The organism is Leptolyngbya sp. FACHB-321 (assembly GCF_014695975.1).
Lineage (GTDB): Bacteria > Cyanobacteriota > Cyanobacteriia > Leptolyngbyales > Leptolyngbyaceae > Stenomitos.
This window is the reverse complement of record NZ_JACJPI010000059.1, coordinates 39,938-61,834: the sequence shown is the minus strand read 5'-3', so window position 1 is coordinate 61,834 and position 21,897 is coordinate 39,938. Positions and strand designations below refer to the sequence as shown.

General features: G+C 49.3%; 21 protein-coding genes, 2 pseudogenes and 1 riboswitch. Of the genes and pseudogenes, 13 read left to right on the top strand and 10 right to left on the bottom strand.

Annotated elements, in window-relative coordinates; genetic code table 11:
- Positions 1-50: 50 nt before the first annotated feature.
- Complete coding sequence (locus H6F76_RS14210) at positions 51-3,266, bottom strand: S8 family serine peptidase (RefSeq protein ID WP_190509113.1); 3,216 nt, start codon at positions 3,264-3,266, stop codon at positions 51-53.
- Between the two features lie 1,188 nt (positions 3,267-4,454).
- Between H6F76_RS14210 and H6F76_RS31515 the strand changes: the two genes are divergently transcribed.
- Together H6F76_RS31515 and cutA are read left to right on the top strand one after the other, a co-directional pair.
- On the top strand, positions 4,455-5,312 hold the full coding sequence (locus H6F76_RS31515; protein ID WP_199322112.1) for a pentapeptide repeat-containing protein: 858 nt from the start codon (positions 4,455-4,457) through the stop codon (positions 5,310-5,312).
- Positions 5,313-5,542: 230 nt separating this feature from the next.
- Positions 5,543-5,860 carry a divalent-cation tolerance protein CutA gene (gene cutA, locus H6F76_RS14200; RefSeq protein WP_190509111.1) on the top strand — a complete coding sequence of 106 codons (318 nt, stop codon included), beginning with the start codon at positions 5,543-5,545 and terminating at the stop codon, positions 5,858-5,860.
- Between the two features lie 194 nt (positions 5,861-6,054).
- On the opposite strand, the gene H6F76_RS14195 is transcribed toward cutA, so the two are convergent.
- Positions 6,055-6,582, bottom strand: coding sequence for a YkgJ family cysteine cluster protein (locus H6F76_RS14195; protein WP_190509109.1), 528 nt, complete (start codon positions 6,580-6,582; stop codon positions 6,055-6,057).
- Between the two features lie 612 nt (positions 6,583-7,194).
- On the opposite strand from H6F76_RS14195, the gene H6F76_RS14190 reads away from it, so the two are divergent.
- The 4 genes from H6F76_RS14190 (at position 7,195) to H6F76_RS14180 (ending at position 10,049) form a co-directional block, all read left to right on the top strand.
- A complete protein-coding gene (locus tag H6F76_RS14190) occupies positions 7,195-7,854 on the top strand; it encodes a MerR family transcriptional regulator (protein WP_190509106.1) in 660 nt (219 codons plus the stop codon).
- Complete coding sequence (locus H6F76_RS31510; RefSeq protein ID WP_347276027.1) at positions 7,851-8,180, top strand: VWA domain-containing protein; 330 nt, start codon at positions 7,851-7,853, stop codon at positions 8,178-8,180. Before H6F76_RS14190 ends, H6F76_RS31510 begins: the two co-directional genes overlap by 4 nt.
- Positions 8,181-8,249: 69 nt before the next feature.
- Entirely contained in the window at positions 8,250-9,614 is a 1,365-nt protein-coding gene (locus H6F76_RS31505) for a macro domain-containing protein (protein ID WP_347276026.1), read from the top strand.
- Between the two features lie 291 nt (positions 9,615-9,905).
- A complete protein-coding gene (locus H6F76_RS14180; protein WP_190509104.1) occupies positions 9,906-10,049 on the top strand; it encodes a hypothetical protein in 144 nt (47 codons plus the stop codon).
- 1 nt (position 10,050) lies between these two features.
- Here H6F76_RS14180 and H6F76_RS30490 read toward each other — a convergent pair whose 3' ends face one another.
- The 3 genes and pseudogenes from H6F76_RS30490 to H6F76_RS30480 all read right to left on the bottom strand — a co-directional run bounded on the left by H6F76_RS30490 (position 10,051) and on the right by H6F76_RS30480 (position 11,780).
- On the bottom strand, positions 10,051-10,737 hold the full coding sequence (locus tag H6F76_RS30490) for a group II intron maturase-specific domain-containing protein (RefSeq protein ID WP_242036659.1): 687 nt from the start codon (positions 10,735-10,737) through the stop codon (positions 10,051-10,053).
- A 141-nt stretch (positions 10,738-10,878) separates the two neighbouring features.
- Positions 10,879-11,426 (bottom strand): annotated as a pseudogene (locus H6F76_RS30485) (reverse transcriptase/maturase family protein); the annotation flags it as partial.
- Positions 11,427-11,441: 15 nt separating this feature from the next.
- On the bottom strand, positions 11,442-11,780 hold the full coding sequence (locus tag H6F76_RS30480; RefSeq protein WP_242036654.1) for a reverse transcriptase N-terminal domain-containing protein: 339 nt from the start codon (positions 11,778-11,780) through the stop codon (positions 11,442-11,444).
- A gap of 713 nt (positions 11,781-12,493) precedes the next feature.
- Here H6F76_RS30480 and H6F76_RS14170 point away from each other — a divergent pair.
- Positions 12,494-12,664: a hypothetical protein gene (locus tag H6F76_RS14170; RefSeq protein ID WP_190509102.1), complete on the top strand. Its 171-nt coding sequence runs from the start codon at positions 12,494-12,496 to the stop codon at positions 12,662-12,664.
- 179 nt (positions 12,665-12,843) lie between these two features.
- Here the strand turns inward: H6F76_RS14170 and H6F76_RS14165 are convergent, their stop codons facing one another.
- Positions 12,844-14,091, bottom strand: coding sequence for a glutamate carboxypeptidase (locus H6F76_RS14165; RefSeq protein WP_190509100.1), 1,248 nt, complete (start codon positions 14,089-14,091; stop codon positions 12,844-12,846).
- Positions 14,092-14,910: 819 nt separating this feature from the next.
- Here H6F76_RS14165 and H6F76_RS14160 point away from each other — a divergent pair.
- Complete coding sequence (locus tag H6F76_RS14160) at positions 14,911-15,060, top strand: isochorismate synthase (RefSeq protein WP_190509097.1); 150 nt, start codon at positions 14,911-14,913, stop codon at positions 15,058-15,060.
- A 291-nt stretch (positions 15,061-15,351) separates the two neighbouring features.
- Here H6F76_RS14160 and H6F76_RS14155 read toward each other — a convergent pair.
- Together H6F76_RS14155 and H6F76_RS14150 are read right to left on the bottom strand one after the other, a co-directional pair.
- A pseudogene (locus H6F76_RS14155) lies at positions 15,352-15,588 on the bottom strand (Tn3 family transposase); the annotation flags it as partial.
- Between the two features lie 227 nt (positions 15,589-15,815).
- On the bottom strand, positions 15,816-16,349 hold the full coding sequence (locus tag H6F76_RS14150) for a GerMN domain-containing protein (protein WP_190509093.1): 534 nt from the start codon (positions 16,347-16,349) through the stop codon (positions 15,816-15,818).
- Between the two features lie 129 nt (positions 16,350-16,478).
- Here H6F76_RS14150 and H6F76_RS31065 point away from each other — a divergent pair, with 129 nt between their 5' ends.
- Both H6F76_RS31065 and H6F76_RS14145 read left to right on the top strand, forming a co-directional pair.
- Positions 16,479-16,607: a hypothetical protein gene (locus tag H6F76_RS31065; protein ID WP_277881233.1), complete on the top strand. Its 129-nt coding sequence runs from the start codon at positions 16,479-16,481 to the stop codon at positions 16,605-16,607.
- Between the two features lie 221 nt (positions 16,608-16,828).
- Positions 16,829-17,740: a hypothetical protein gene (locus H6F76_RS14145; RefSeq protein WP_190509091.1), complete on the top strand. Its 912-nt coding sequence runs from the start codon at positions 16,829-16,831 to the stop codon at positions 17,738-17,740.
- A 316-nt stretch (positions 17,741-18,056) separates the two neighbouring features.
- Here H6F76_RS14145 and H6F76_RS14140 read toward each other — a convergent pair whose 3' ends face one another.
- On the bottom strand, positions 18,057-18,584 hold the full coding sequence (locus tag H6F76_RS14140; RefSeq protein ID WP_190509089.1) for a YkgJ family cysteine cluster protein: 528 nt from the start codon (positions 18,582-18,584) through the stop codon (positions 18,057-18,059).
- Between the two features lie 568 nt (positions 18,585-19,152).
- On the opposite strand from H6F76_RS14140, the gene H6F76_RS14135 reads away from it, so the two are divergent.
- Together H6F76_RS14135 and H6F76_RS14130 are read left to right on the top strand one after the other, a co-directional pair.
- Positions 19,153-19,623, top strand: coding sequence for a hypothetical protein (locus H6F76_RS14135; protein WP_190446844.1), 471 nt, complete (start codon positions 19,153-19,155; stop codon positions 19,621-19,623).
- Positions 19,620-20,243 carry a PIN domain-containing protein gene (locus tag H6F76_RS14130; RefSeq protein ID WP_190509087.1) on the top strand — a complete coding sequence of 208 codons (624 nt, stop codon included), beginning with the start codon at positions 19,620-19,622 and terminating at the stop codon, positions 20,241-20,243. The genes H6F76_RS14135 and H6F76_RS14130 overlap by 4 nt, the downstream gene beginning before the upstream one ends.
- 90 nt (positions 20,244-20,333) lie before the next feature.
- Here H6F76_RS14130 and H6F76_RS14125 read toward each other — a convergent pair whose 3' ends face one another.
- Positions 20,334-20,627 carry a hypothetical protein gene (locus H6F76_RS14125; protein ID WP_190509085.1) on the bottom strand — a complete coding sequence of 98 codons (294 nt, stop codon included), beginning with the start codon at positions 20,625-20,627 and terminating at the stop codon, positions 20,334-20,336.
- A 193-nt stretch (positions 20,628-20,820) separates the two neighbouring features.
- Here H6F76_RS14125 and H6F76_RS14120 point away from each other — a divergent pair, with 193 nt between their 5' ends.
- Positions 20,821-21,690, top strand: coding sequence for a Tab2/Atab2 family RNA-binding protein (locus H6F76_RS14120; RefSeq protein WP_190509083.1), 870 nt, complete (start codon positions 20,821-20,823; stop codon positions 21,688-21,690).
- Between the two features lie 102 nt (positions 21,691-21,792).
- A riboswitch (Fluoride riboswitch) is annotated at positions 21,793-21,874 on the top strand.
- The last annotated feature ends 23 nt before the right edge of the window (positions 21,875-21,897 follow it).

The following is a 21,897-nucleotide window of genomic DNA, read 5'->3' as shown; positions in this document are numbered from 1 at the left end:
AACTCAAGCTACTTCTTTCCCTTACAGTAGAAGCCACAGTTGAGCAAGCATTATAAGGATGTTTCTTGAATTTCCCCTGACGTCTCTGCAGTTAGGGTGCTGAAATTGAGACCTGTGGCAGAGTTAGTCAGAATCTGACGCGCTTGACTAGCAGTGAGGTTAGGATTAGCACTTAGCATTAAGGCAACAACACCAGCTACATGTGGGGCGGCCATTGAAGTACCTTGAGAAACACCATAGAGATCACCTGGCAAGGTTGAGTACACTCCGACTCCTGGAGCAACTACATGCTGCATAGCAGAATCTGTACCAGCACGATTGGAGAAATCAGCTATCACTCGATTGCTATCTACCGCACCGACTGAAATACCGTATTGAGTCGCATAGGCTGCTGGATAACCAGGGGTAGGCGTATGTTTGTTACCTGCAGCACTAACGACTATGACATTACGGTCAGCAGCATAGGTCATTGCAGCCTCTAACTCTGCATAGGCTGATGCTGTGGTTAAGCTGAGGTTTATAACACGGGCACCATTATCCACTGCATAGCGAATGCTTGCAGATAGATTGCTACCAGTGAAGGAACCGCTGCTATTAACTTCTCCTAATTTAATCGCCATGATCTTGGAGTTGTAAGCTACCCCAGTGATGCCAAAGCCATTGTTCACCCCAGCAATCGTGCCAGCCACATGAGTGCCATGACCGTTGCCAGATATGCTCATAGAACCAGGCATGATATTGCTGTTGTTGCCACCGAAGTTCCAGCCATTGACATCATCGATGTAGCCATTTCCATCGTCATCGACGCCGTTGTTCGCAATCTCTCTAGTGTTGCGCCAGATGTTAGCGCTTAAGTCGGAGTGAGTGATATCAACGCCTGAGTCAATCACTGCAACAGTAATGCCCTGACCGGTGTAACCTCTAGCCCAGGATTCAGGAGCCTTCACTAGGTCATTGCCCCAGTTAATGCCTCCGAGGTCTGCCACGTCTGCAAAGATAGGTTGTCCCAAAGCTCTTGCCACAGCAGCGGCAGCATTGACTAAGCCATAGCCATAGGTGGAGTTGAAGATGTTACCTGCTTGGTCTATCTGGTACTTTGCTAACCAAGCGTCTTGACCACCTGCATTAGTTCCTTCCAAAGAAGCGGATGTTCGTCCAGATAGATAGACATTTCCGGAACTATCCAAACTCATGCTACTGCTAAAAGTATTGCGTGAAGTCCCTAACTGTTTAGTCCACTGTAATGTCCCAGTGTTAGTGTACTTTGTAATATAAGGGTTAAAGTCTATTATCCCGGTGACAAAGATGTTACCAGCAGTGTCTATGCTGACATCTTCAGCCTGGTCATACGCTGGACTTCCTGATTGTCTGATCCATTGAAGAGTACCATTGGTATCAAACTTAGCTACCCATGCATCTGTCGAATTTAGTGTAGTAGCATTTGGAGCCAAGGCACCGTCAGTCCATCCTGCTATGTAGCTGTTACCCAGATTATCAACTGCTATTGTATAGGAGCCTTCACTGGCTGAAGTGCCCAACTGCCTGAGCCATTGTAGAGATCCTTGGTTATTGTACTTAGCGACCCAAGCATCATAACTTCCTGCATTAGTGCTTCCGAGTGACTTCGTTGTAGACCCAGAAACCAAAATATTACCGGAACTATCAACATCCATACTTGAAGGCGATTCAGGTAGAGAGAAAGTTGATTGTAAGACACCAGTGCTGTTGAATTTAGCAATGCTAAATCCGTTGTTCACAATAACATTGCCGAATCGATCAAATTTTATGTCTCTAACAAAATTTTCTGAACTAAATTGGGTACTCCATTGCTGCACTCCGCTGGCATGATATTTGACTAGCCAGCTCGCAAAGTTTCCTGAATTTGGACCTCCTACCTCAGTCCATCCTCCAGCATAAACATTCCCTGAAGTATCCACATTTACAGCGTAGAAGCTATCTTGTCCTGAGGTTCCTAGTTGTCTACCCCATTGCTTAATGCCATTGCTATCGTACTTAGTGATGAAAGCATCGGTCAAACCAGCACTTGTGCGTTCTAGAGAACCATAGGTATAACCAACTGTATAAACATTACCGGAGCTGTCGTGAACTATATCCTCCGAAAAATCGTTACTAGCACTTCCTAATTGTCTGGTCCAGTAAAGGGACGTGTTGACTGCTGGGCTTGGCGTCGTAGCTAGATTCAAGTTGTAATTGCTACTGGCACTGCTATTAGCTGAGTAAACCTGAATGTAGTAAGTGCCAGCATCTAAAGCTCGATTGACCGCTTCTGCTGCTATGCCAGCATTGACTGAGGCCTGAATCGTAGAACCACTACTGTTCAGCAAGCGTATGTTTGCATCTGCACTCAAACCACTGAGCGCAACACTCACACTACTACCAGTAGCTAAGCTGAACTGGTAGTAGTCATTGGCATCGCCTCGACCCACGTAGTCAAAATACGTTTGACTACCAGTTAAAGCACCTAGATTGCGAGCCGTGGCTGTCGTATTACCGGCATAATCTGCTCCAGGTCGCCCTTCTCGCTGCCCGGACAAGACGAAGTGTTCCAGCGCTTGCACGTTACTCAAGCCTGCTGCCTTAAGGTCGGCATTATTAGCCAGATAAACTTGGACATTGAATGCTTCTGAAGCGTTCCGTCCCTCTCTCAATCCACTAACCTCAAAGTGACGCAGCAACTGAATGTTAGTGAGACCAGAGAGGTCGGAGTGAAGACCTTGATAGAAGCTAGTGCTAAAGCTCGTACTAAACTGCCGTCCTTCCTTCAAGCCGTTGAGTTCCAAATGCCGTAGTGCTTGCACCCGGTCGCCGCTAAAAGCCGTTTTAACGTCACTGTTAGCCGCTAGATAAAAGTTGATATTGATGAACTGCGAAAACTGTCGTCCTTCCGCAACACCATAACTTTGCAGATGGTTAAAAGCTCTTTCGCGGCTGCCTGCAACCGCTGTTTTAACGTCACCATTAGCTGCTAGATAAAAGTTTATATCAGCAAATTCAGAAAATCGTCGTCCTTCCGCCACGCCATAGTTGCACAGGTGGTCATAAAGCTTTTGATTATTAGTTAGCCCTGCTGCTGCTAAGTCAGTGTTGCTGGAACGATAGAAGCTGAGGTCAGCAAGAGGGGAGAAGACTCGTCCTTCGTTAAGACCGTAGCTTTGGAAGTGCTGGAGCGCCTGAGCATCAGTAAGGCTCGCTAAATCTGAATTAGCAGCTCGATAGAATTTAGCATCGAAGGGAGATACTGGCATATTCAGGTACTAATAGATACAAGCAGATAATCACCAATGTATTTTTCCCTGAACAACTAAAGTTGAAGCCTTCTTCTAAGAAGGCACTTCAAAAGTTCACATTAGTTGATGGATTAAGGAAAACTACGTAGAGAAGCTGAAAGCATCGATTCGCTTGCGTGGCTGAACGCTCTCGAAGTAAAACGCTTCTCTAAGTAGATTGGTTTGGACGGTTCAAGCCAAGCGTCTCATTACCGTCAATAGGTCAACCGTTTGTAAGAGGTTCAGAAAGACAATCGTGATTAAGCGTTTATGTGCAAGGTGGAAGTGTGTGCTACGTGCGTGCGAACGTTCAGTGGATGAAGCCAAGTTTCGTTGAGAACCCATAACCCAACAATGCGAGTTCTGACGCTCTCCCTATGTATGAGTACGCAGTGGATGAAGCCAAGTTTCGTTGAGAACCCATAACCCAACAATGCGAGTTCTGACGCTCTCCCTATGTATGAGTACGACTGATTGTGCTTATGCACCACCCACTTTAGCTCTGCCATAATTGGCACAATCCTTGGAAGCTCTATACAGCAGCGGTTTTGCTTTTCTACTAGTCCGCACCGTTGCGGTCTCTGCAAAAGTGCAGACGGGTAGATGCATCTTAAGGTGCCTCTATCAAAGGCTTTGAAATTTTATGCCAAGCTAGCTGGACTGACTTTTGACTAAATGAATCAGGCAAAGTTACTGAAATGCTTTCCTAAATGTGATGTGGAGCGATTGTAGATCAAAGCAGCTAACTCCGCGAGCCATAGATTCATCATGGTTATCGAGTCTCTAGGAAGAGAAATTAAAGTAAAGCTGCCATGATCACTGCTAGAGAGTTGTCTTTTGCGAACCATGCCTTCTTACAAGCCTGCGAAGCTAAAACTGCTGCCGAAACAACAGCTCCTTCAACTTTTTGGCAGCCTCTGGGAGGGGAAAGGTTGGAGTAAAAAGCGGAAGCTCCCAGTAGGGTGGCTGTGCTTCGCTGTGCTTGCTTTGGGAGTTGTATGGGGTTCCCAACCCTACCTCTAGCCTGGAGGACTAGGCTTTGGAAAGGAGCAATCTGTCACCACCATCAGCATTGAGAAAGATAAACACGGGAAGATTACCAAGTCTATTGAAGCAACTAAAATTGATGATGGGAAAACTCTCTGGGATTTACTGAGTCTGCTAGGAGTGCCATTATCTTTAGCAATTCTGGGGTATTGGCTCCAGCAGATACAGCAGAAACGCACTGAGGCAGAGACTAAAGAGCAGCATGAGCTAGCAGAAGAAGAAAATAGGGAAGAGGTTCTGCAAGGCTACTTTGACCGCTTATCAGTACTTTTGATTGATAAGAATCTGCTGGCGATCGCAGTCAAGGTAAAGCACCCGGAGACCCTGGGAACGGAAAATCAGTCACAATCTAAAGTGGCAACTGAAGATCAAGAGCTATTAGATTCGGCAGTTGATATTATTCGAGCCAGGACGTTATCAATCCTACGGAGGTTTCAAAACGACAGCGCACGTAAAACTAGCGTTATTCGTTTTTTGATCGAAGCAGATATCATCAGCAAATTAAGACTTAACCTTCGTGATGCCAACCTCGAACGTGCCGACCTCAGCGGTGCTAATCTCGAACGTGCTAACCTCAGCGGTGTTAAGCTTAACGGTGCTAACCTCAGCGGTGCTAAGCTCAACGATGCCGTTCTCTTTAATACAGGACTCGAACGTGTTGACCTCAGATATGCCGACCTTAGAGGTGCCGACCTCAGAGTTTCCGCCTTCTGGAATGCCAACCTCAGTGGTGCCGACCTCCGTAATGCCGACCTCAGAAGTGCCATGCTCATTGGTACCAACCTCAGCGGTACTAACCTCAGCGGTGCTAACCTTGGAACGATAAATTTACAGTACGCCAACCTCAGCGGTGCTATATTGCTTGGCGTAAATCTACAGCAAGCAGTATTCGTCACTCAAGAACAACTAAAGGAAAACCAGCCACCGTTACTTTACCATGTAGCTCTAGATGAACGATTCACAGACAAGGACCTTTAGAATGCCTGCCCGATTCCACTTAAGCAGTCTGTGATGGCGCAAAATCATTGTTTTTGGTTTGAACTGTTCCCTTGAGGGCTGAAGCTCGGACGGTTTAAGTCAACAAAGACCGTTGCTAAAACGAAGCCGACTTGGGATGAGTTAAACTCAATCCCATATACAGCTATACCCTGTGCCAGAGAGCCATCGTTGTAGGCTTGCTGGGTCAAAAGGGACTTACTTCCTTAGCCATGAAACTGATCGCAGTCTACACAACGGTGGCCACACTGGAAGACGCCCGCCGCCTCGCCAAGGCGCTTGTCGAGCGCAAACTGGCTGCGTGCGCTCAGATCACCGCAATTGAAAGCTTTTACGCTTGGAACGGTGCCGCCCAGGACGCACCAGAGTGGCGCGTGCTGTTCAAGACCACCGCCGCACAGTATCCTGCCGTCGAGGCTGCGGTTCGCGACCTGCACACCTACGAGTTGCCCGCTCTTTATGCCGTAGCCATTGAACACAGCTTCGCGCCCTACGCCGCTTGGGTCGAGGAGGGCTCCTGCGGTGAGTAGTGCTGCCACGCCTTACGGCTCACCCTGCCCTTGAGCAAACCGCCCCCAGTTTGGTGCGCTCACGTTAAAGCTTAACGTTCGTAGCTTTGGCGAACAGGCTTCCAAGTGGTCAAGCGGTCCTTTGGTCCTGTAACATTAGCAGGGTTTTGGGCGATCTACAAACGCTGACTCAATGGTCTTGTGCAGCCATGTCTTTATAGCTTGATGCGATCACGATAGTGCGTGGCAAAGGTGATCGATTGACCACTCAGCCGTTCGATGTCATGGCGGATCGCTTCTGCATGGCCCCAAACGATCGCCGCCTCGCCACGGTCGTTTACCTCGGTCTCAATCTGCTTACAGTATTGGTCATGGTTACGCGTCACAAAGAAGCCGTAAGTCCGGCAGGCAAGAGGGCGAGCGTTATAGATCCGGCAGGCTCCTGCTTGTTCATCAAGATAGGGACATACCACCGCCACACTTAACGTCTGTTCTACGCTTTGCCGCAGCAGTGCCTCGATCTTTTGCTCAACCACCGTTTGGATGGGAGTAGGAAAACTGGCCACAGCCACATCGACTCTGGTCCATTCGGCTGCACTTAACTCCGGTGGGTGGACCAGGTGACGACAACAAGCGTCACAGCCACGACGGCAAGGCCACCAGTCCCGGTCAGCTCGAATGGCTTGCACTCTGGCTTCGATCCATGACTCCAAGTGCTGCAGTGGCTGGCTAACTTCGCTCATCTCGCTCTCCCTTTGGGCACTCAAGCTTTATGTTACAGCGCTCGCTAAAGGGTCAGTGCAAGGGTGTCAAAAAACGGGTAGCAAAAACCGTGGTCTGAAAGCTCCTCACAACAGCAGTTGCTTCTGGTCTAAAAGGGGTATCAAAAAAGGGTCGCTATTGCATAGTGCCAGTGCACAACCCGTACGCTCGCCCCGCGTTTAGCTTTCCCCACTCATTAACTATCGATAAGAAGTTAATGAGTAGAAGGAGGGGAACTTTTGGAACGTGCGCTCGTAAGGTTGCTGCACTGACATGATGAAAAATGGACCTTTCTTGACACCCCTCTAGGCGATCGCACCGCAGCTTTCAAGATGATGTATGGCAACGATTCAATCATTGCCATACATGAATTAAGGTTTTCCCAGCTACCCCTCCAAGCAAAAAAGCTAGTGCTTTAATGGGGGTAAGCAACCCGGCACCTTTGGCATGACTGACGAGCTTGATGCCGCTTTGCAAGTTGATGTCCTACTTGACTGCATCTCAAGCCCTAGTTGTCCACCTCAAATTCATCCAAAACAATTTCAGTTCTCATTGTCATTGACAATCAAACTTGTCAGAGTTAGCATCTGAAGATGAAACCCCTACAAGCGCTTGCTCTAGAAGACCCTCATTGGTCTTTAGAGGAACTGGTACAAGTGGCAAACGAGCAACTGCCCCAGTTTCTACCAGAGGAGAAAGCCCATACCCGTGTGCGTGAGGATGTGACTCCCCGCTTGATTCGGCACTATGCCAGTCAGAGGATGCTGGATGAGCCACTGAAAGCAGGACGAGAAGCGCGTTATCTCTATCGTCATCTTCTACAACTACTGCTGGTGCGGCGTTTGCTGGCTGAAGGTTATGGAGCCAGCGCGATCGACAAACTGGCAATCTCTAAAACCAATCAAGAACTGGAGGAATTACTGCAGGGCGGAGTGCAATTAACGATCACCCCAGCCAATCTAGCCCTGGCTTTCTTGCAACAAGTGCAGCAACGGCAGACCCCACCTATGCAGTCGCTGCCCTCCCTCCCCTCTACACCCCCCCCTCCCGTTGCGCCCGTCCCTGTTCCGCCCTCAGCGCTGGCACCACCCTCCTCTACCCAGTGGACAAGAGTGGAAGTGTTACCTGGCTTAGAACTTCATATTCGACACAATTTTGTTTACCCCAGCAGTGGGCAAGAGCAACAAAGCCTGTTGCAACTGATTCGCCAAATTCTGTTTACCTTCGGCCCCAAACGGAGAGCCTCAAAATGACCTTACCCCAGATTGAATTTCTGCCCCTGCGTCCTGTAGTTTGTTCGGATCGGGCAACCACCCTGGATGTGCTGCTGCGGATCACGCCACCCCAACTTGAGGTGAAGCAAACACGCCCCAGCCTGAATCTTGGCTTTGTCATTGATCGCTCGGGTTCAATGGCAGGCAAAAAGATTGATTATGCTCGACAGGCGGTGTGCTATGCCATTGAGCAACTCTTGGCGAGCGATCACATCAGCATCACGATCTTTGATGACCAGGTGCAGCCCCTGGTTGCCAACACGACCGCCAATAACAAAGCCAGCCTACTGCGGATGGTACAATAGGTACAGCCAGGAGGGAGTACGGCGTTACACGGGGGGTGGGTACAGGGCAGCATCCAAACCAGTCACAATTTGAGCGCTCAACTGAATCGAGTCATTCTGCTCTCGGATGGTTTAGCCAATGTGGGAGAAACGAATCCAGACACCATCGCTAGTGATGTGCATGGTTTGGCAAAACGTGGAGTGAGCACATCGACAATGGGGGTAGGGGATGACTACGACGAAGATCTTCTCACTGCGATGGCAACCAGTGGCGATGGCAACTACTACTACATTGCCTCCCCCGAACAGTTGCCCATCATTTTTGAACAAAAGTTACAGGGATTGGCAGCGACCCTCGGCACGAGCGTTTGCTTAAGCCTGGAGCCTCAGGGAGACGTTGTGGTTGCAGACGTTTTGAATGACTTGACTGTAGATAGTCAGGGACGATTTCAGTTACCGAATTTGGTGGCAGGAAGTCCGCAAGAAATTGTGCTGCGGCTTAAGGTGCCAGCAATGGCGCAAGCGAGTGAGCTATTAAGGGTGCGTCTGAGTTGGCAGGACAAAGCCAAGCAACTTCAAGCGGTAGGAGGTTCTTTCCAATTGCCCGTAGTGCCTTTCCATCAATTGGAGTCGTTCCGCCTCAATCAGGAGGTGCAGCAACAGGTTGCGTTAATGATGACAGCACGGGCGAAGAAAGAAGCAGTGCAATTAGTTGATCGTGGCGAGATGGGTGCTGCTAGTCAAGTGTTACAGCAGGCGAAAGCAGACATATTAAGCTTTAATTTGCCGATGTCAGCCCCAGAAGCCGCCGCACTGGACGACCTGGAGCAAGCATTAAAGCAGCGTCGAGTTGCCAGCTATCGCAAGATGTCTGGGCAGCAAGCGTATTCCCGGAGCAGCAGGCGTAGTAGCGGGCACACTAACCTCCGCTATGCCTTTGGTAGAGGTCCGATATTGGGCGACATTACCCAACAACAAGTTGAGGCGATCGTCAATTCAACCGATCAATCCCTATCGGATCGAGGTGCCATTTCGTGTGCCATTCATCGAGTGGCTGGACCCGCATTAGAAGTCGCGTGTCAGCAGCTGAACGGGTGTGCGGCAGGGGATGCAAAAAGCACACCTGGCTTTAATCTGCCAGCCCAATGGATTATTCATACCGTTTGTCCCATGTGGCAGGGCGGAAAGCAGGCAGAAATTCAAGTGTTAGCTCAATGCTATGAAAGTTGTTTGAAGATGGCACTGCTAGAAGGCATCCGCTCGATCGCTTTCCCTGCAATTGGCACAGGCACTTTAGGCTTTCCAGTCGAGCTGGCTGCTCGCACTGCCTTCGAGACGATTGGACGTTTTTTGTTTCAGTCGACTGCCATTGGACAAGTTCTGTTAGTCTGTATCGATGAAAAGACGCTACAAATTTACCAAACGGAGTTTGAGAGAATTTCAGGCTGGCAATAGTTGAGCTTATCGGGTTAATTTGAACTCTGGCTGTGAAACACCCTCAGTGCTATCCTTCTCCCTCATACTCTTGAAACTCACCTTGGGATCGTTGTCTAACACTCTAGTGCTTGGCTAGTTGCCCACGGCAACAAAGGGCCCTTTTTTGACACCCTTTCCAGTTCAGCAGCAACTGCTACTGCTAAAGGGTTCTAGCAGCCTACAGTTTATACCCCTTTTTTGACACCCCTGGGCGATCTCCACCACGGTTAAGTACAGCCTTCCTTGAGGTAGCATCATGGAATGCGATCAATGCGCTTACTCTTTGAAACCCCAGAGGCAGCCCGTGAGGTTGCCTTCATGTTGCAGTGCAAGTACGACGGCTTCACCATGATTACGCTGCCGTCGATCCATGACACACTGGCGCTAAGGACCGCGATCGAGGGGTGTAGTTAGACTAAGCCGGACAGTCGCCTGCCCGACTTGTCTGCAAAACCGGACGTGAACCGTTAGGTTCATCCGGCTCCTCAACAACTGGGTGCTTGTCATGCATACCTGAATGAACTTGGTCGTGGCAGTGCTGATGTAATAACGTCAGATTTCCCCTTTTATGATTTTGGTGGTTTCCATCCACCTGGTGGACTTCCATGAGATCCTCTGATTTAAAGTACAATTTGCAGTACGAACATTGTCCGCGTTGTTGCTTCAACAGTTGGGCAATTTGCTTCGGTAGCTCTGGGTGTTTGCCCATCCGCATTGCCCAGTAGCTCCAATCCCCATCAAAAGGACTGCGATTGCCCTGAACCTTAACATGCTGCACAATTGGGGTTTCAACATGAGGCCGGAGCTGCACCCCAGATTCTCCCTGCTTGGCAGCAAAGACCCATCCGGCTCTCTGATTAACCAACCAATAGCGACTGGCTCGCCAATATCCACTCTTGTTGGGATGACGCCGATATGCCCAGGCTCGCAGCTTTTGATAGAGCAAGTAATCCAGCTTGGCGTAAGCCTTCTTACTACACTCAGCAGAGAAGTAAGCTGACCATCCCCGAATGATCGGGTTGAGGTGTTGAATCAAAGCAGCTTGTGGGGCGGCTTTGTGGCTTCTAATCACCGCCTGCAATCGCTGAAGGTGACTCTGCATAGCTGCTTGACTGGGCTGGATAATCGTCTTGTATCCTTTCATTGACCGCCCAGATTTATATTTGCTCATTCGGTATTGCCGAATGGAGAAACCCAGGAAGTCAAACCCAATCTGTCCATCCACTGCATTAAGTGTGTGGCGAATGCGGGTTTTGTTCGGTTTGAATACCAATCCCATCTTCTCTAACCACTTAGAGAGTAACTGTTGGGCACGCTCAATGACTTGGCGTTCTGGATGAATGACCACCAAATCGTCGGCATAGCGAATCACCCTTGCCCCTTTGCAATAACGGGCGATGTATTTCTCCATGCCATGCAACGCCACATTCGCAGTAGGGGTGAAAGACTTCCGCCTTGTGGTACGCCTTGTGGCGTTTCACAGTATTGGAAGTTGTCCATTACCCCTGCCCGCAACCAAGCTCGGATTTGCCGAGTGACAAACGGACTGGCGTTCAGTTTCTTCAATAAGGGTTGTCGCGCAATCGTGCCAAAACACTTTGCTAGATCGGCATCTAAAATCCATTTCGGTTGATGACAAACCTGGAGGTAGATCGCCACGATTGCATCGTGACAGGAGCGCCCAGGGCGAAAGCCGAACGAGTGTGGCTTGAACTTGGCTTCCCATTGCGGTTCCAACGTTAGCTTGAACAGGGTTTGTCTTGCCCTATCCTCTAAAGTTGGAATCTGCAACGGTCTGAGTTCTTCTCAGTTGCCCGGTTTGGGAATCCAGACCCGACGCATGGGAGAGGCTTTGCCCCAACCAGACTTGAGATGTTGAGCGAGGGACAGCCGTTGATTCGGTGGAAGCGACTTTAAGCCGTCGATGCCTGCTGTCTTCCTGCCCGCATTGTCTTGCGTCACTCGTCGAACGGCCAGAACTCTCGCTGCCCAAGAGTGAATCAGGAGTCGTTGAAGCCTGCGAACTTTTGCCCGTTGACCACGACAAGCGGCTTGGTAGATTTGCTTTTGCAACTTAAACACCTGGCGCTCTAGCTTACGCCAGGGCAGGGTGCTCCATTCATACGTAGTCGTTAACTCGCTCATGACGTGTGCATTGCGATTGACAATTCTACTTTCCCAATTGTTGTGTCTCCGTCTGCATATCCCCTGGCTTTCCCAAAGGCGTTGGCTTCTGAGACAATCCCGCCTCTCCAATCCATGCGGTTGACTACCTACTCTGGTATCGACCGATCCAGAGAGCAATTGGGGCGGTTACTTCGTTCCCACCTTCCGTTTTGTGCTGCACTTAGGCTCCCACTTTCCACCGAGATCTTTGAGAGTGCTAACAGATCGTCCCGACAAACGATCCGCCTCTGATCTATTCCCTTTTGGGCAAGCCCATGAACCCGCGTGGGCTTGTTCACGTTGACGATGGTTCAGACATGGATTCACTTGCGTTAGCCGTATGCAGCTCTGCTCGACGGGATTCTCAGTCGGGTTCTGAGTAACCGCCTTTTAGCCCTGCTTCAGACGCTTGAGAGTCAGTCGCACACCTGAGGGCTACGCTGTTACCCCAGCACTAGGGGAGATGGAATTGTCCGAGTTGGACGCACCACACAGAAGTTGAGTTATCAAGGGTGAAGCCCCTGACTCTGCTTTATTCCAAACCTGATGGAGGGGCTTGACTTGGGCAGAAACGAATCGCACATCAGGATACGTGTGATTTTTTATCATATCGCCTTGAAACGTAGACTGGATAGACGCTCTAGCCTTTTGACATTTAGTCGTGATCGCTGAAAGCTCTGATTAGTACAGGTTTGGACTACTTTTGGACGCTGTACTACTGGGAAACAGCTAGTACAGCACCTGATTTCTTCTCTATGCGTCGCCTGAAAGCCGCATTCTACCGTTGCCCTTCTGCTGGCACGGCAACTAACCAACCCAATAAGCCCTGTTTGGAGGCAAATGGCGAAACTTCCTCTGCGTAGGGCTTTGATACCCATATGATAAACTTTTACACGGATCTCGGCACGATGCCACCTATAGCTATAAATCCTACATGCCAAGGCTTTCGGTAATACCCGAATTCAAAACCGTAACTTTCTGTTCAAATGCGCACGCGGGTCCAGATTACCTTCTCAACACTCGAAAACACAGGTTTCGAGCCTCAGGTTGCACTGCCCAAAGCGATTAAGAGTTTGGTAAGGAGGTAAAGACGCGGTGTAAGGCGATCCAAGTCGATATATTCCTCTAGACCATGTGCCCCGCCGCCGCCGGGTCCGAGTGCATCTAGGGTGGGTGTGCCCACCGAAGCTGCGTAGTTGCCATCAGTACCACCACCGCTGCCTTCCACGCCAAGCTTAAGACCAATGGTTTGATAGATGGCTTGCGCTTTTTTCACTAACGCATCGGTTTGGGGATTGGGTGGAAAGGGTGGACGACCTTGTTCTGCCCGCACCTTAATGGCTGTACAAGGCAGCAGTTTGTTTTGGGTTAACCGCACAAAGTCACGTTCGAGGCGAAGGTATTCTTGGGCTTCCAGTACCCGCACGTCAGCTTGCACGTTGGCGAAGTCTGGAATGGTATTCGCACGCTCACCTGCCTGGAAAACCGTCACATTAACCGTTGTCTGTTTGTTCGGATCGCTCAGTTTGCTGAGTTTCAAGGTTTGATACGCTGCTTCTAGTAGGGCATTACAACCTTTCTCTGGTGCCGCTCCCGCATGGGCGGCTCGACCTCGGACCTCAATGCCGTAGTAACCGATGCCCTTGCGCCATGCGGTGACCTTGTCTTGTGGAGACCCAAACTCCAGCACTAGAGCCACATCATGTTTTTTAGCCGTTTCTTTGATCAAAGCGCGGGAACCAAACGAGCCTTTCTCTTCATCGGGATTAATCAAAAAGGTGATGGTGTGAAAGCCCTTAAAATGCCGTGCTTGTAAAAGTTTAAGCGCCTCAATGCCGAAAAGGATGCCGCCTTTGTCGTCCATCACTCCAGGACCGTAGGCTTTACCAGCCACAATAGTGAAGGGACGTTGCGCGGCTGTGCCTGCCTTGAAGACAGTATCGGTGTGGGCAAGGAGGAGAATCTTGCCCTTGCCAGTGCCTCGCACTGTAGCCAGAATTGTCCGTCCAGCACTGGGCATAGCAGCAATGGTCCGAACATCTGCGCCTACCGCTTTGAGTTGCTCAATGACCAGGTCTTCAACCTGCGTGAGCCCCTTTTGATTACCTGTACCAGAATCAATATTGACAAGGGTTTCCAGTGTCTTGAGCAAACTACTTTGGGCTTTCTGTGCTTGTTCATAAAGAACGTGATCGGGGGCTGCTACAACAACAGTGGATTGTCCCAGCAGCACTAGCGCCAAGAGCAAACTCAACAACCCGCTGATGAAAGAAGGAAGCCGTACGCTCATTGCCATGCTGCTGTTTAGAAGGGTTGCACTATTGCTGTCGTCATTTGAATTAGACCTGGCATCAGTCATTCTGTTATTGGAAGCCTTAACGAAGCAAGTGCCAGCGTTGTGGCATCACGTTGATCAGCCTTGATGCTGTGACGTTTTAGGGGTTGAGCCAACATAAGGGCAAGAAGGTGTCAGATGACCTAGAAGCTTTACCTGGACTGAGTTTGAAAAAAGCAATGATCTGTTGTCTTCAAAGCAGCACATTGCTTGTACAGCAGCAGGGCAGCGGCAGCATGAGGGTTCTAGAGGTGCCTCGCAACGAAAGAATCGACCTTTGAGCCCTGTGCCACTGGGAGCATTTAGTCCAAAAGCTGTCCAGTGGTCAAATGAAGGGCAGGTGAAATTTTTACTTGCACCTTTTTGCCCTTATGTTGGCTTAACCCCCTCTTCCTTCACCCCCTTGTATAGTTGCTCACTTCGCAACGGAGCAAGCACGAATTCCGTGTGATTCTCTACCGCTATAGAGGACAACTGTTGTAGAGCATAGTGGAGGTGCCTGAACTCACCGCGCTAGCAGAAACTGTCGTCGATCGATTGGACGCGAGGTTGTGCAAGTTCCAGTCAGTGTTTTAAGCGCGTCCAGCTTTTATGCCGTGGCAAGTAGCAGAACCCCCACGCCTGGCAAGTGGAGTAAACTTAAACAATTAATGCAAAGAACGTTGCTTTTTTGTTAGCTATATCATAATGAAGACATTGGCATACATAGTGCTAAAAGCAAAGATTTATCACTGTTGAGCTTGCATCAAAATCTGTCTTTTTGAGGTAACCGCTATGTCTCTTTTCAAGCAGTTTGATAACGTGGTTCAATATTTTTCAGGTGCGTTGGTACGTATCTTCGGACCCAGCGATGATTCCTACCCAGAGACAGGTGTACAACCGTTTGAAGGTACGCCTAGCAAGAAAACGAAGTCACATTATTGATGAATCTGGCAGAGTTTAAGAGGCTGCGATCGCATCAAACACGCAGCCTCTTAAAACTTGATTGCAACACCTCAACATTAAGCAAAAAAGAAAGAAGTTCGCAGTCACTAATCTGTCTTAGTTTAGAGTTGCTTAAAGCAGTTTTCCAAAGCCGTCGTTAAAGGTTTAAGCCTGACAAACTGCTGCGTCTTGTCCATCATGTCCTTTAGGCGGTGGCAGTAACCCAAGTAAACTATTGCGCCTTTTCCATAGCACTGCTCGGTTCAAGTGCATCTCCTCTGCACTTAAAGCTCAGGTGGCTGATGAAAGATTTACTGCATTGACGACCAAGTTCAGATGCTTCAGTCGTTGCTCCTGCCCCTCTAGGTCATTATCCGTAATCACCCCTTGCTTACCAAAGAAGAGTAAGTCCGCAAAACGGTTATAGTCCTTGACAACATTGGTACAAGTCGTGATCTGACGGCGTAAGCTCACATTAAAAGGATAGCGAAGGAGAAAGAGCATGCGGATCACCAGTTCTAAAGCTTGATAAAGGCGATTCCGCTAGCTATGGTTGCCCAATTTATGGAGCAAGGTTGAGGGTAACACCTCAGCAATTCTCAGTATGGAAAATCGGCTGGTATTTGACGGGATGTCTAGCTCTTGCAGCATGAAGGTGAGCAGATAATCTCAACTGTCGAAATACATGTAACGAGTTAACGTTCAGCCAGCTAGTTGTGGAAGCTATCGTTTTAGAGAGTGATGCTAAGCACCCTTTAGCGACGCAGGCAGCGATTGTCGCCACTTAGATCACCCAAACAATTGCCGTTTTGGTCTAGCAGCACTACCGAGCGAATGGTAGGAAATTGCTTAAGGGTGGCTTTGAGGGCACTGGTCATTCGGGCATCGTCGCCCACGCCACTGGAAAGCACCTGCCGACAAAACTGAAGTCTGGCGACATTGGAGACTACGGCGAGCGTAAAGTCTCTACCACAGTTAGAAGTGCCTCGTAGAGTGATAGGAGCCGTAAAGCCTCGTTGTTGTTCCTGACGCGTGGGTCCTGCAATGACTTGCGCGATCGCAAACTGAGCCACACTGGCTGTTTGTGCCTGCCGCCAAACCGGTTCGACATAGCTGAAATCCTGTTGTGACCCAGGCTTTTTGGGCAGAAAGACTTGGACTGGCTGTGAGCGGGTAGCAGCTGCCTCAAGCTGGGGAGCCGCGCTCGTCGGTGTACCAGCAAGGTTGAAAGTGGCAATAGTCGCCAAGCCGAGCAGAGATAGGTTCAAAACGAGGGGAAACTTAAGCATGGGGATTGTCTCGAAAACATACAGTCTACAGAGTTGAATTCAGCGGCTGCTCGTGCCATTCCTGAACCACTGAAGCTACGGGAGCCGTTGATCGAGCCAAACAACCTGCACTAAATAGTGCAGCCAAGGATGAGCCGGACTGCACGATCGACTTATGACTATTTGATGGTACGAGATCTGCAATTAGCGGCTGACTTGCTGAAACAAATCCACTCGCAACAGACGAAATGGTTATGTGCCAATGGCTCTGCCGCCTGACGCACTACTTCAAAACGAAACAGCGATCGCAGCAGTGCAGAAAATTTGGCAGTCCGTCCGATGGAGTAACTTGTTGCTGAGATTCCAGCGACTCAAATCATGTTGCTGGTAATAAATGGTGTCTTAAATCAAAGAACTTGAGTGGTCTGAATAAGGCGATAGCTGAAGAATGAAATGTATACCAAGTGGGCAGCAAGCTCACCCGCCTACCGGAGAACAAGATGAGCATGATGACACCAGCAACAATCAACCCTCAAGCACTGATTGAAAGCAGACTGAAATTGCATTATGCCGTTCAATATATTGCCGCAACGGCTGCGGCATTGGCAGAACCGTTACCAGACAACAGCCACACCAGCTTTGGATGGAATCCAGCTTTAAAGGTGTTTGTTGGCTCAATGATTCCAGCAACTCAGCCCTTTCAAGTTGCACTCGAACCCGTCAGCCTCACATTAATCGTGGTAGATGATCAGAATGATGCGATCGCCTCTTTGCCATTACATGGAAAGACCATGCGAGAAGGCTTAGAGTGGCTCCAGCAAGAGGTTTCTAAACTTGGTGCAGACGCCAGCAAGATTGTGTCCTTAGACTATCCACCGAATGACTTTCCCGATCATCCCCTGGCTCATGGTGCAGCTTTTGATGCCAGTCAAGCGTTGGCATTGCGTGAATTAGCAGATTATTACATCACGACCGATCGGCTACTTCAGGTGATCGCTACTACTAACAAGAATGCTTCAGCGATCCACATTTGGCCCCACCACCTTGATATCGCAATGCTGATTACACTTCCCGGCACCAAAAACGGGCATCCATTGACGATCGGGATTGGGTTGTCGCCTGGAGACACCAGCTATCCAGAACCCTACTGGTATATATATCCGTATCCGTATCCGGACACCGCTAATCTTCCTATCCTAGATGGTCAGGCTTTTTGGCATACCCAACACTGGGTTGGGGCTGTACTGCGATCGTCCCAATTGGCTGAGAATGCCAATGCTGAAACCCGACAACAGCAGATTGCCGCATTCCTGCATTCTGCTCTGAACGCATCAATAACCCTGCTCAAACAGAATGTGTCATGGGACAGAGCAGTTAACGCTCCAGTATCAGGATTCGTCAACCCACTCTGATTGTGAGCGGCAGAAAAAGTATGATTCCGTGGCGATCGCAAGTCTGGATCCATCAAAGCATTCCAAACTCTGAACTGAAAATCTTTGAAGAGAAAGGTGGCGGACATTTCATGTTCATTGAGAATTCAGAGAAGTTCAACCGACGAGTTTTGCAGTTTTTATCACAACAAAACCAACCCCTTCAAGGAAGATGATTATGGGAAACTTTTTGAAGAGCCTTGCCATTTCACCGAACGAATCTTTTAGTGCTCCAGCATTAGCAGGGCTTGGGGCGACACTACAAGCGCTGACTCAATCTTCTTTTTCGGCAATGTCCTTATAGCTTGATGCGATCGCGATAGTGCGTTTCAAAGGCGATCGGTTGACCACTCAGGCGTACGCTGTCCTGGCGTATTGCCTCTGCATTACCCCAGACGATCGCGTCATCGCCACGGTCGTTCACCTCGGACTCAATCTGCTTACAGTATTGGTCATGGTCACGCGCCACAAAGAAGCCGTAAGTCCGGCAGGCGAGCGGGCGAGCGTCATAGATCCGGCAGGCTCCTGCTTGTTCATCGAGATAGGGACACACCACCGCCGCACTTAACATCTGCTCTATGCTTTGCTGCAGCAGTGCCTCGATCTTTTGCTCCACCACCGCTTGAATAGGAGCGGGCAGACTAGCCACAGCAGTATCCACTCTGACCCATTCGGCTGCGCTTAACTCAGGTGGATGGGCGAGGTGACGACAACAAGCGTCACAGCCACGACGGCAAGGCCACCAGTCTCGATCAGCCCGAATGGCTTGCACTCTAGCTTCGATTTGCGTCTCCAAGTTTTGCAGTGGCTGGCTGGCTTCGCTCATCTCGCTATCCTTTTAGGAACCCAAGCTCTATGTTACAGCGCTTGCTAAAGGGGCCGTTCAAGGGTGTCAAAAAACAAGTAGCAAAGGCTGCGATCGAAAGATCTTCCACAACAGCAATTACTGCTCGTCTAGAAGGGGTTTTTAAAAAGGGTCGCTTTTTCATAGTGCCGCTGCACAAGTAAAGATTACAGTTTTAAAATCGCCGACCATCTGTGCGATCGTCTCCCGCTCTGTCAGCAACGTTGCAGATACTGCGATCATCCAGCGCAGACCGCTCATAGCCACAGAAATCTAGAAACATACGCAAGAATTCTGTCTATCCACCATCAATTAGATATTATGCGGAAAGATTCTATCTAAGTACTAAATCTGAGGTGTTGTGCCGAAGCGTTCCGCCTATTCATACATTAGGGGATCTTAAATGGAAAACTTCTGTCCTATTAGGTCTATTAATAGTTATATCCCTTAATCTGGGTGAGGACTTACCCAAAAGCCTGTTAGCTAGAAGTTAGCATTAGGATGGTGCAAGTCTTTATAGTAGGTAGCAGTTTTACAGGAGAAGCGGATTATGGCTATGAGACCTGATTCTGGTTGGGACTTGTCAGTTGACAATCGTAACGGTCAATTGGCTCTTGCCGTTGAGATCAAGCGTAAAACCAATGTATCGCCGGAGTGGACAATAAAGCTACGTCGAAATATCTTTGCACACAGAACTTTTCCGAAAGCTCCGTATTTTTTGATGGTTTTTCCAGATAAATTTTATCTATGGTCTAATGCTGAGGCGTATCAGGATCAGAGCGAACCTACCTACATTATTGATGCATCCCCAATTCTTCAACCTTATTTTGAGAGAGCAGGAGTAGCTGCTGACCAAATTAGTGGAGCGAGCCTAGAACTCATCATTACATCTTGGCTTGGAGAAATAATTCATTCAGATCAATTGCCTGAGAACATTGATGCTTCTCAACAATGGTTAATTGAGTCAGGGCTTTATGCTGCCTTAATTGGAGGGAAGCTTGAGCATGAGGCGGCTGCGTGAATATTTATGTTGAGACAAACTTTGTTTTAGAACTAACCTTTGAGCAAGAGCAGTGTTCAAGTTGTGAACAGATTTTGCAACTTTGTGAAGCAGGAAAAGCAAAGCTCATCGTTCCAGCTTATAGCCTTGCTGAACCTCATGAAAAACTGAGCCGCCAAGCGCGAAGTCGTCGAGAGCTGCAGCAGTCGTTAGATGCTGAGTTGCGGCAGCTTTCACGTACAGCCCCTTATACAAGTCGTATCAAGAGCATTCAGGATATTGCTAGCTTGATGATTCAGAGTAACGAGGAAGAAAGACATCGTTTTGTTCAGTGTCGCGCTCGGCTCCTTAAAGTTGGAGAAATTATTGCACTTAATGTCAATATCTTGTGTGAAGCAGCCTCCTATGAAACTACTTACGACTTAACACCGCAAGATGCACTTGTATACGCATCAGTTATTACTCATTTACGGCGGGATTTACCAGAACAGGCTTGTTTTTTAAATCGAAACTCTAAGGACTTTGATAGCCCTGATATTACTGATGAACTTAGACAGCTCAACTGCAGAATGATTCCACGGTTTGATCGTGGATACAGCTTTATTCAGTCACGGTTGCCATCCGAGCGGTCACAGGCATAACCAATCCCTGCACCAGAACGCTACAAGCTAGTTGGGGAGTTCTCAAGGTTATTTGCGTCCGGTGAGCTTGGTCGTTAGACCGCTAGAAGTTTAGAGGCTGACAGAGGCGATTAAAGGCTCGATCTCAGTTCCTTTAGCATCTCCTGCAAACTTTCTCGCCAGTAGGGAAGATAAGTCCCCAACAGCGTCGAGACTCTTAGCGGGAGTGAAGTATTCAGGTGTGGTGATAGGGGTAACGTGCTGGATTTTGAGGGAGGAAGCCAAGTTGCTCTGCTTCTTCAAAGATGGCAACGGCAAAACTGTACTATATATGCCGCTGTTGGTGTCGTGGTAATTGCCTGCGGTCTCGGTAGACAGTTGAGAGGCGAGTTGGGCGATCGCCACTGCCAGACCCTTTGATTAGGTAGGTGCTTGCAAGTTACTAACTTTTAGCAGACTCTAGTAGCTAATTACCCATGCCAATTTCACACCATCTGGGATACAACGATTGTTAAGAGAAGCGATCGCTTGCCCCTACGAAGGCTTTGTAACCAGCAAAAACCGAATTGGCATTACACCTAACAACTAATCTTGACGCATGACCGTTTGGGAACTTGATTTCTACCGTCGTCCCCTACAGAATGCGGCTAGCGAACCGCTTTGGGAACTGCTGCTCTGTGATTCTGTAGGTGCTTTTCAGTTTGTGACGTACTGCGCCCAGCCGCAGGCAAGCGCAAGCTGGTTACTGACCCAATTACAGGCACAATTGCAAGCGTGGATGGAGGCAGGTCATACCTTGCCCGATCGCCTCCTCGTGTTCCGACCGCAAACATTTCACCTGCTCGAAACCGCTGGGCAGCAGTTGGGCATTGCGATCGAGCCAACCCGACGCACGCCCCGGCTCAAACACTGGCTCGTTGAGCGATCGCGGCAATATGCAACGCTTGCAGACTCTTTAGGAGCAAGCTATACAGGGCAGGGATATCAGCCATTAATACTAGACAAACTGCCGCCTGTACCGTTGCCAGAAAAGCTGTGGGGCGATCGCTGGCGGTTTGCCTCGCTGCCTGCGGTCGACCTCATTGATACCGTTAGCGATCGCATGATTCCCATTCTGTCAGTGCCAGACGCACTGCTGCCGCTCAAGCTAGGGCTAGCATCCACAGTGCCCATTCCAGGTGTAGTGATTGATGGTGGACGGCAAGCCATGCGGTTAGCCAACTGGCTCCAACAGTCTCAGCCTGTCTCGCTAGGCTACATTCCCGGTGCTCCTGATGGCTTGATTCTGGAAGCTGGGTTAGCCGATCGCTGGATTCTGACGACCTTTGAGGATGCTGAGGTTGCTACGGCTGGGCAAGCATACGAACAGCGCAAGCAGCTCAGTCAGGGACTCCATTTTTTGCTGGTGCAACCCGACGACTCTGGTATGACCTACAGCGGTTTCTGGTTGTTGAAACCAGAAGATTAGCAGGTTGCCCACGCTTACTTCGCTTGGCTTTCCAGCCAGATGGAGCCGTGAGGATAAGGACGTGCTTGCTGCTGCACGTTCTCATACCAATTCCCTGTACAGTATGGACAAGGTGATAGCGCTCGCCTAAACCGCCCCTGGCTTTTTTGATTTTTACTAAAGGGCTGATCGCTCCTACTGTTCCGGCTTGCTGCGGAAAGTAGAGCT

What these genes read in the sequence shown, in the direction of transcription:
- H6F76_RS14210 (WP_190509113.1), bottom strand. Translation starts at nt 3,266, where the DNA reads ATGCCAGTATCTCCCTTCGATGCTAAATTCTATCGAGCTGCTAATTCA.
- cutA (WP_190509111.1), top strand. Translation starts at nt 5,543, where the DNA reads ATGAAACTGATCGCAGTCTACACAACGGTGGCCACACTGGAAGACGCC.
- H6F76_RS14195 (WP_190509109.1), bottom strand. Translation starts at nt 6,582, where the DNA reads ATGAGCGAAGTTAGCCAGCCACTGCAGCACTTGGAGTCATGGATCGAA.
- H6F76_RS14190 (WP_190509106.1), top strand. Translation starts at nt 7,195, where the DNA reads ATGAAACCCCTACAAGCGCTTGCTCTAGAAGACCCTCATTGGTCTTTA.
- H6F76_RS31510 (WP_347276027.1), top strand. Translation starts at nt 7,851, where the DNA reads ATGACCTTACCCCAGATTGAATTTCTGCCCCTGCGTCCTGTAGTTTGT.
- H6F76_RS14180 (WP_190509104.1), top strand. Translation starts at nt 9,906, where the DNA reads ATGCGCTTACTCTTTGAAACCCCAGAGGCAGCCCGTGAGGTTGCCTTC.
- H6F76_RS30490 (WP_242036659.1), bottom strand. Translation starts at nt 10,737, where the DNA reads ATGCAGAGTCACCTTCAGCGATTGCAGGCGGTGATTAGAAGCCACAAA.
- H6F76_RS30480 (WP_242036654.1), bottom strand. Translation starts at nt 11,780, where the DNA reads ATGAGCGAGTTAACGACTACGTATGAATGGAGCACCCTGCCCTGGCGT.
- H6F76_RS14165 (WP_190509100.1), bottom strand. Translation starts at nt 14,091, where the DNA reads ATGAGCGTACGGCTTCCTTCTTTCATCAGCGGGTTGTTGAGTTTGCTC.
- H6F76_RS14160 (WP_190509097.1), top strand. Translation starts at nt 14,911, where the DNA reads ATGTCTCTTTTCAAGCAGTTTGATAACGTGGTTCAATATTTTTCAGGT.
- H6F76_RS14150 (WP_190509093.1), bottom strand. Translation starts at nt 16,349, where the DNA reads ATGCTTAAGTTTCCCCTCGTTTTGAACCTATCTCTGCTCGGCTTGGCG.
- H6F76_RS31065 (WP_277881233.1), top strand. Translation starts at nt 16,479, where the DNA reads ATGAGCCGGACTGCACGATCGACTTATGACTATTTGATGGTACGAGAT.
- H6F76_RS14145 (WP_190509091.1), top strand. Translation starts at nt 16,829, where the DNA reads ATGAGCATGATGACACCAGCAACAATCAACCCTCAAGCACTGATTGAA.
- H6F76_RS14140 (WP_190509089.1), bottom strand. Translation starts at nt 18,584, where the DNA reads ATGAGCGAAGCCAGCCAGCCACTGCAAAACTTGGAGACGCAAATCGAA.
- H6F76_RS14135 (WP_190446844.1), top strand. Translation starts at nt 19,153, where the DNA reads ATGGCTATGAGACCTGATTCTGGTTGGGACTTGTCAGTTGACAATCGT.
- H6F76_RS14120 (WP_190509083.1), top strand. Translation starts at nt 20,821, where the DNA reads ATGACCGTTTGGGAACTTGATTTCTACCGTCGTCCCCTACAGAATGCG.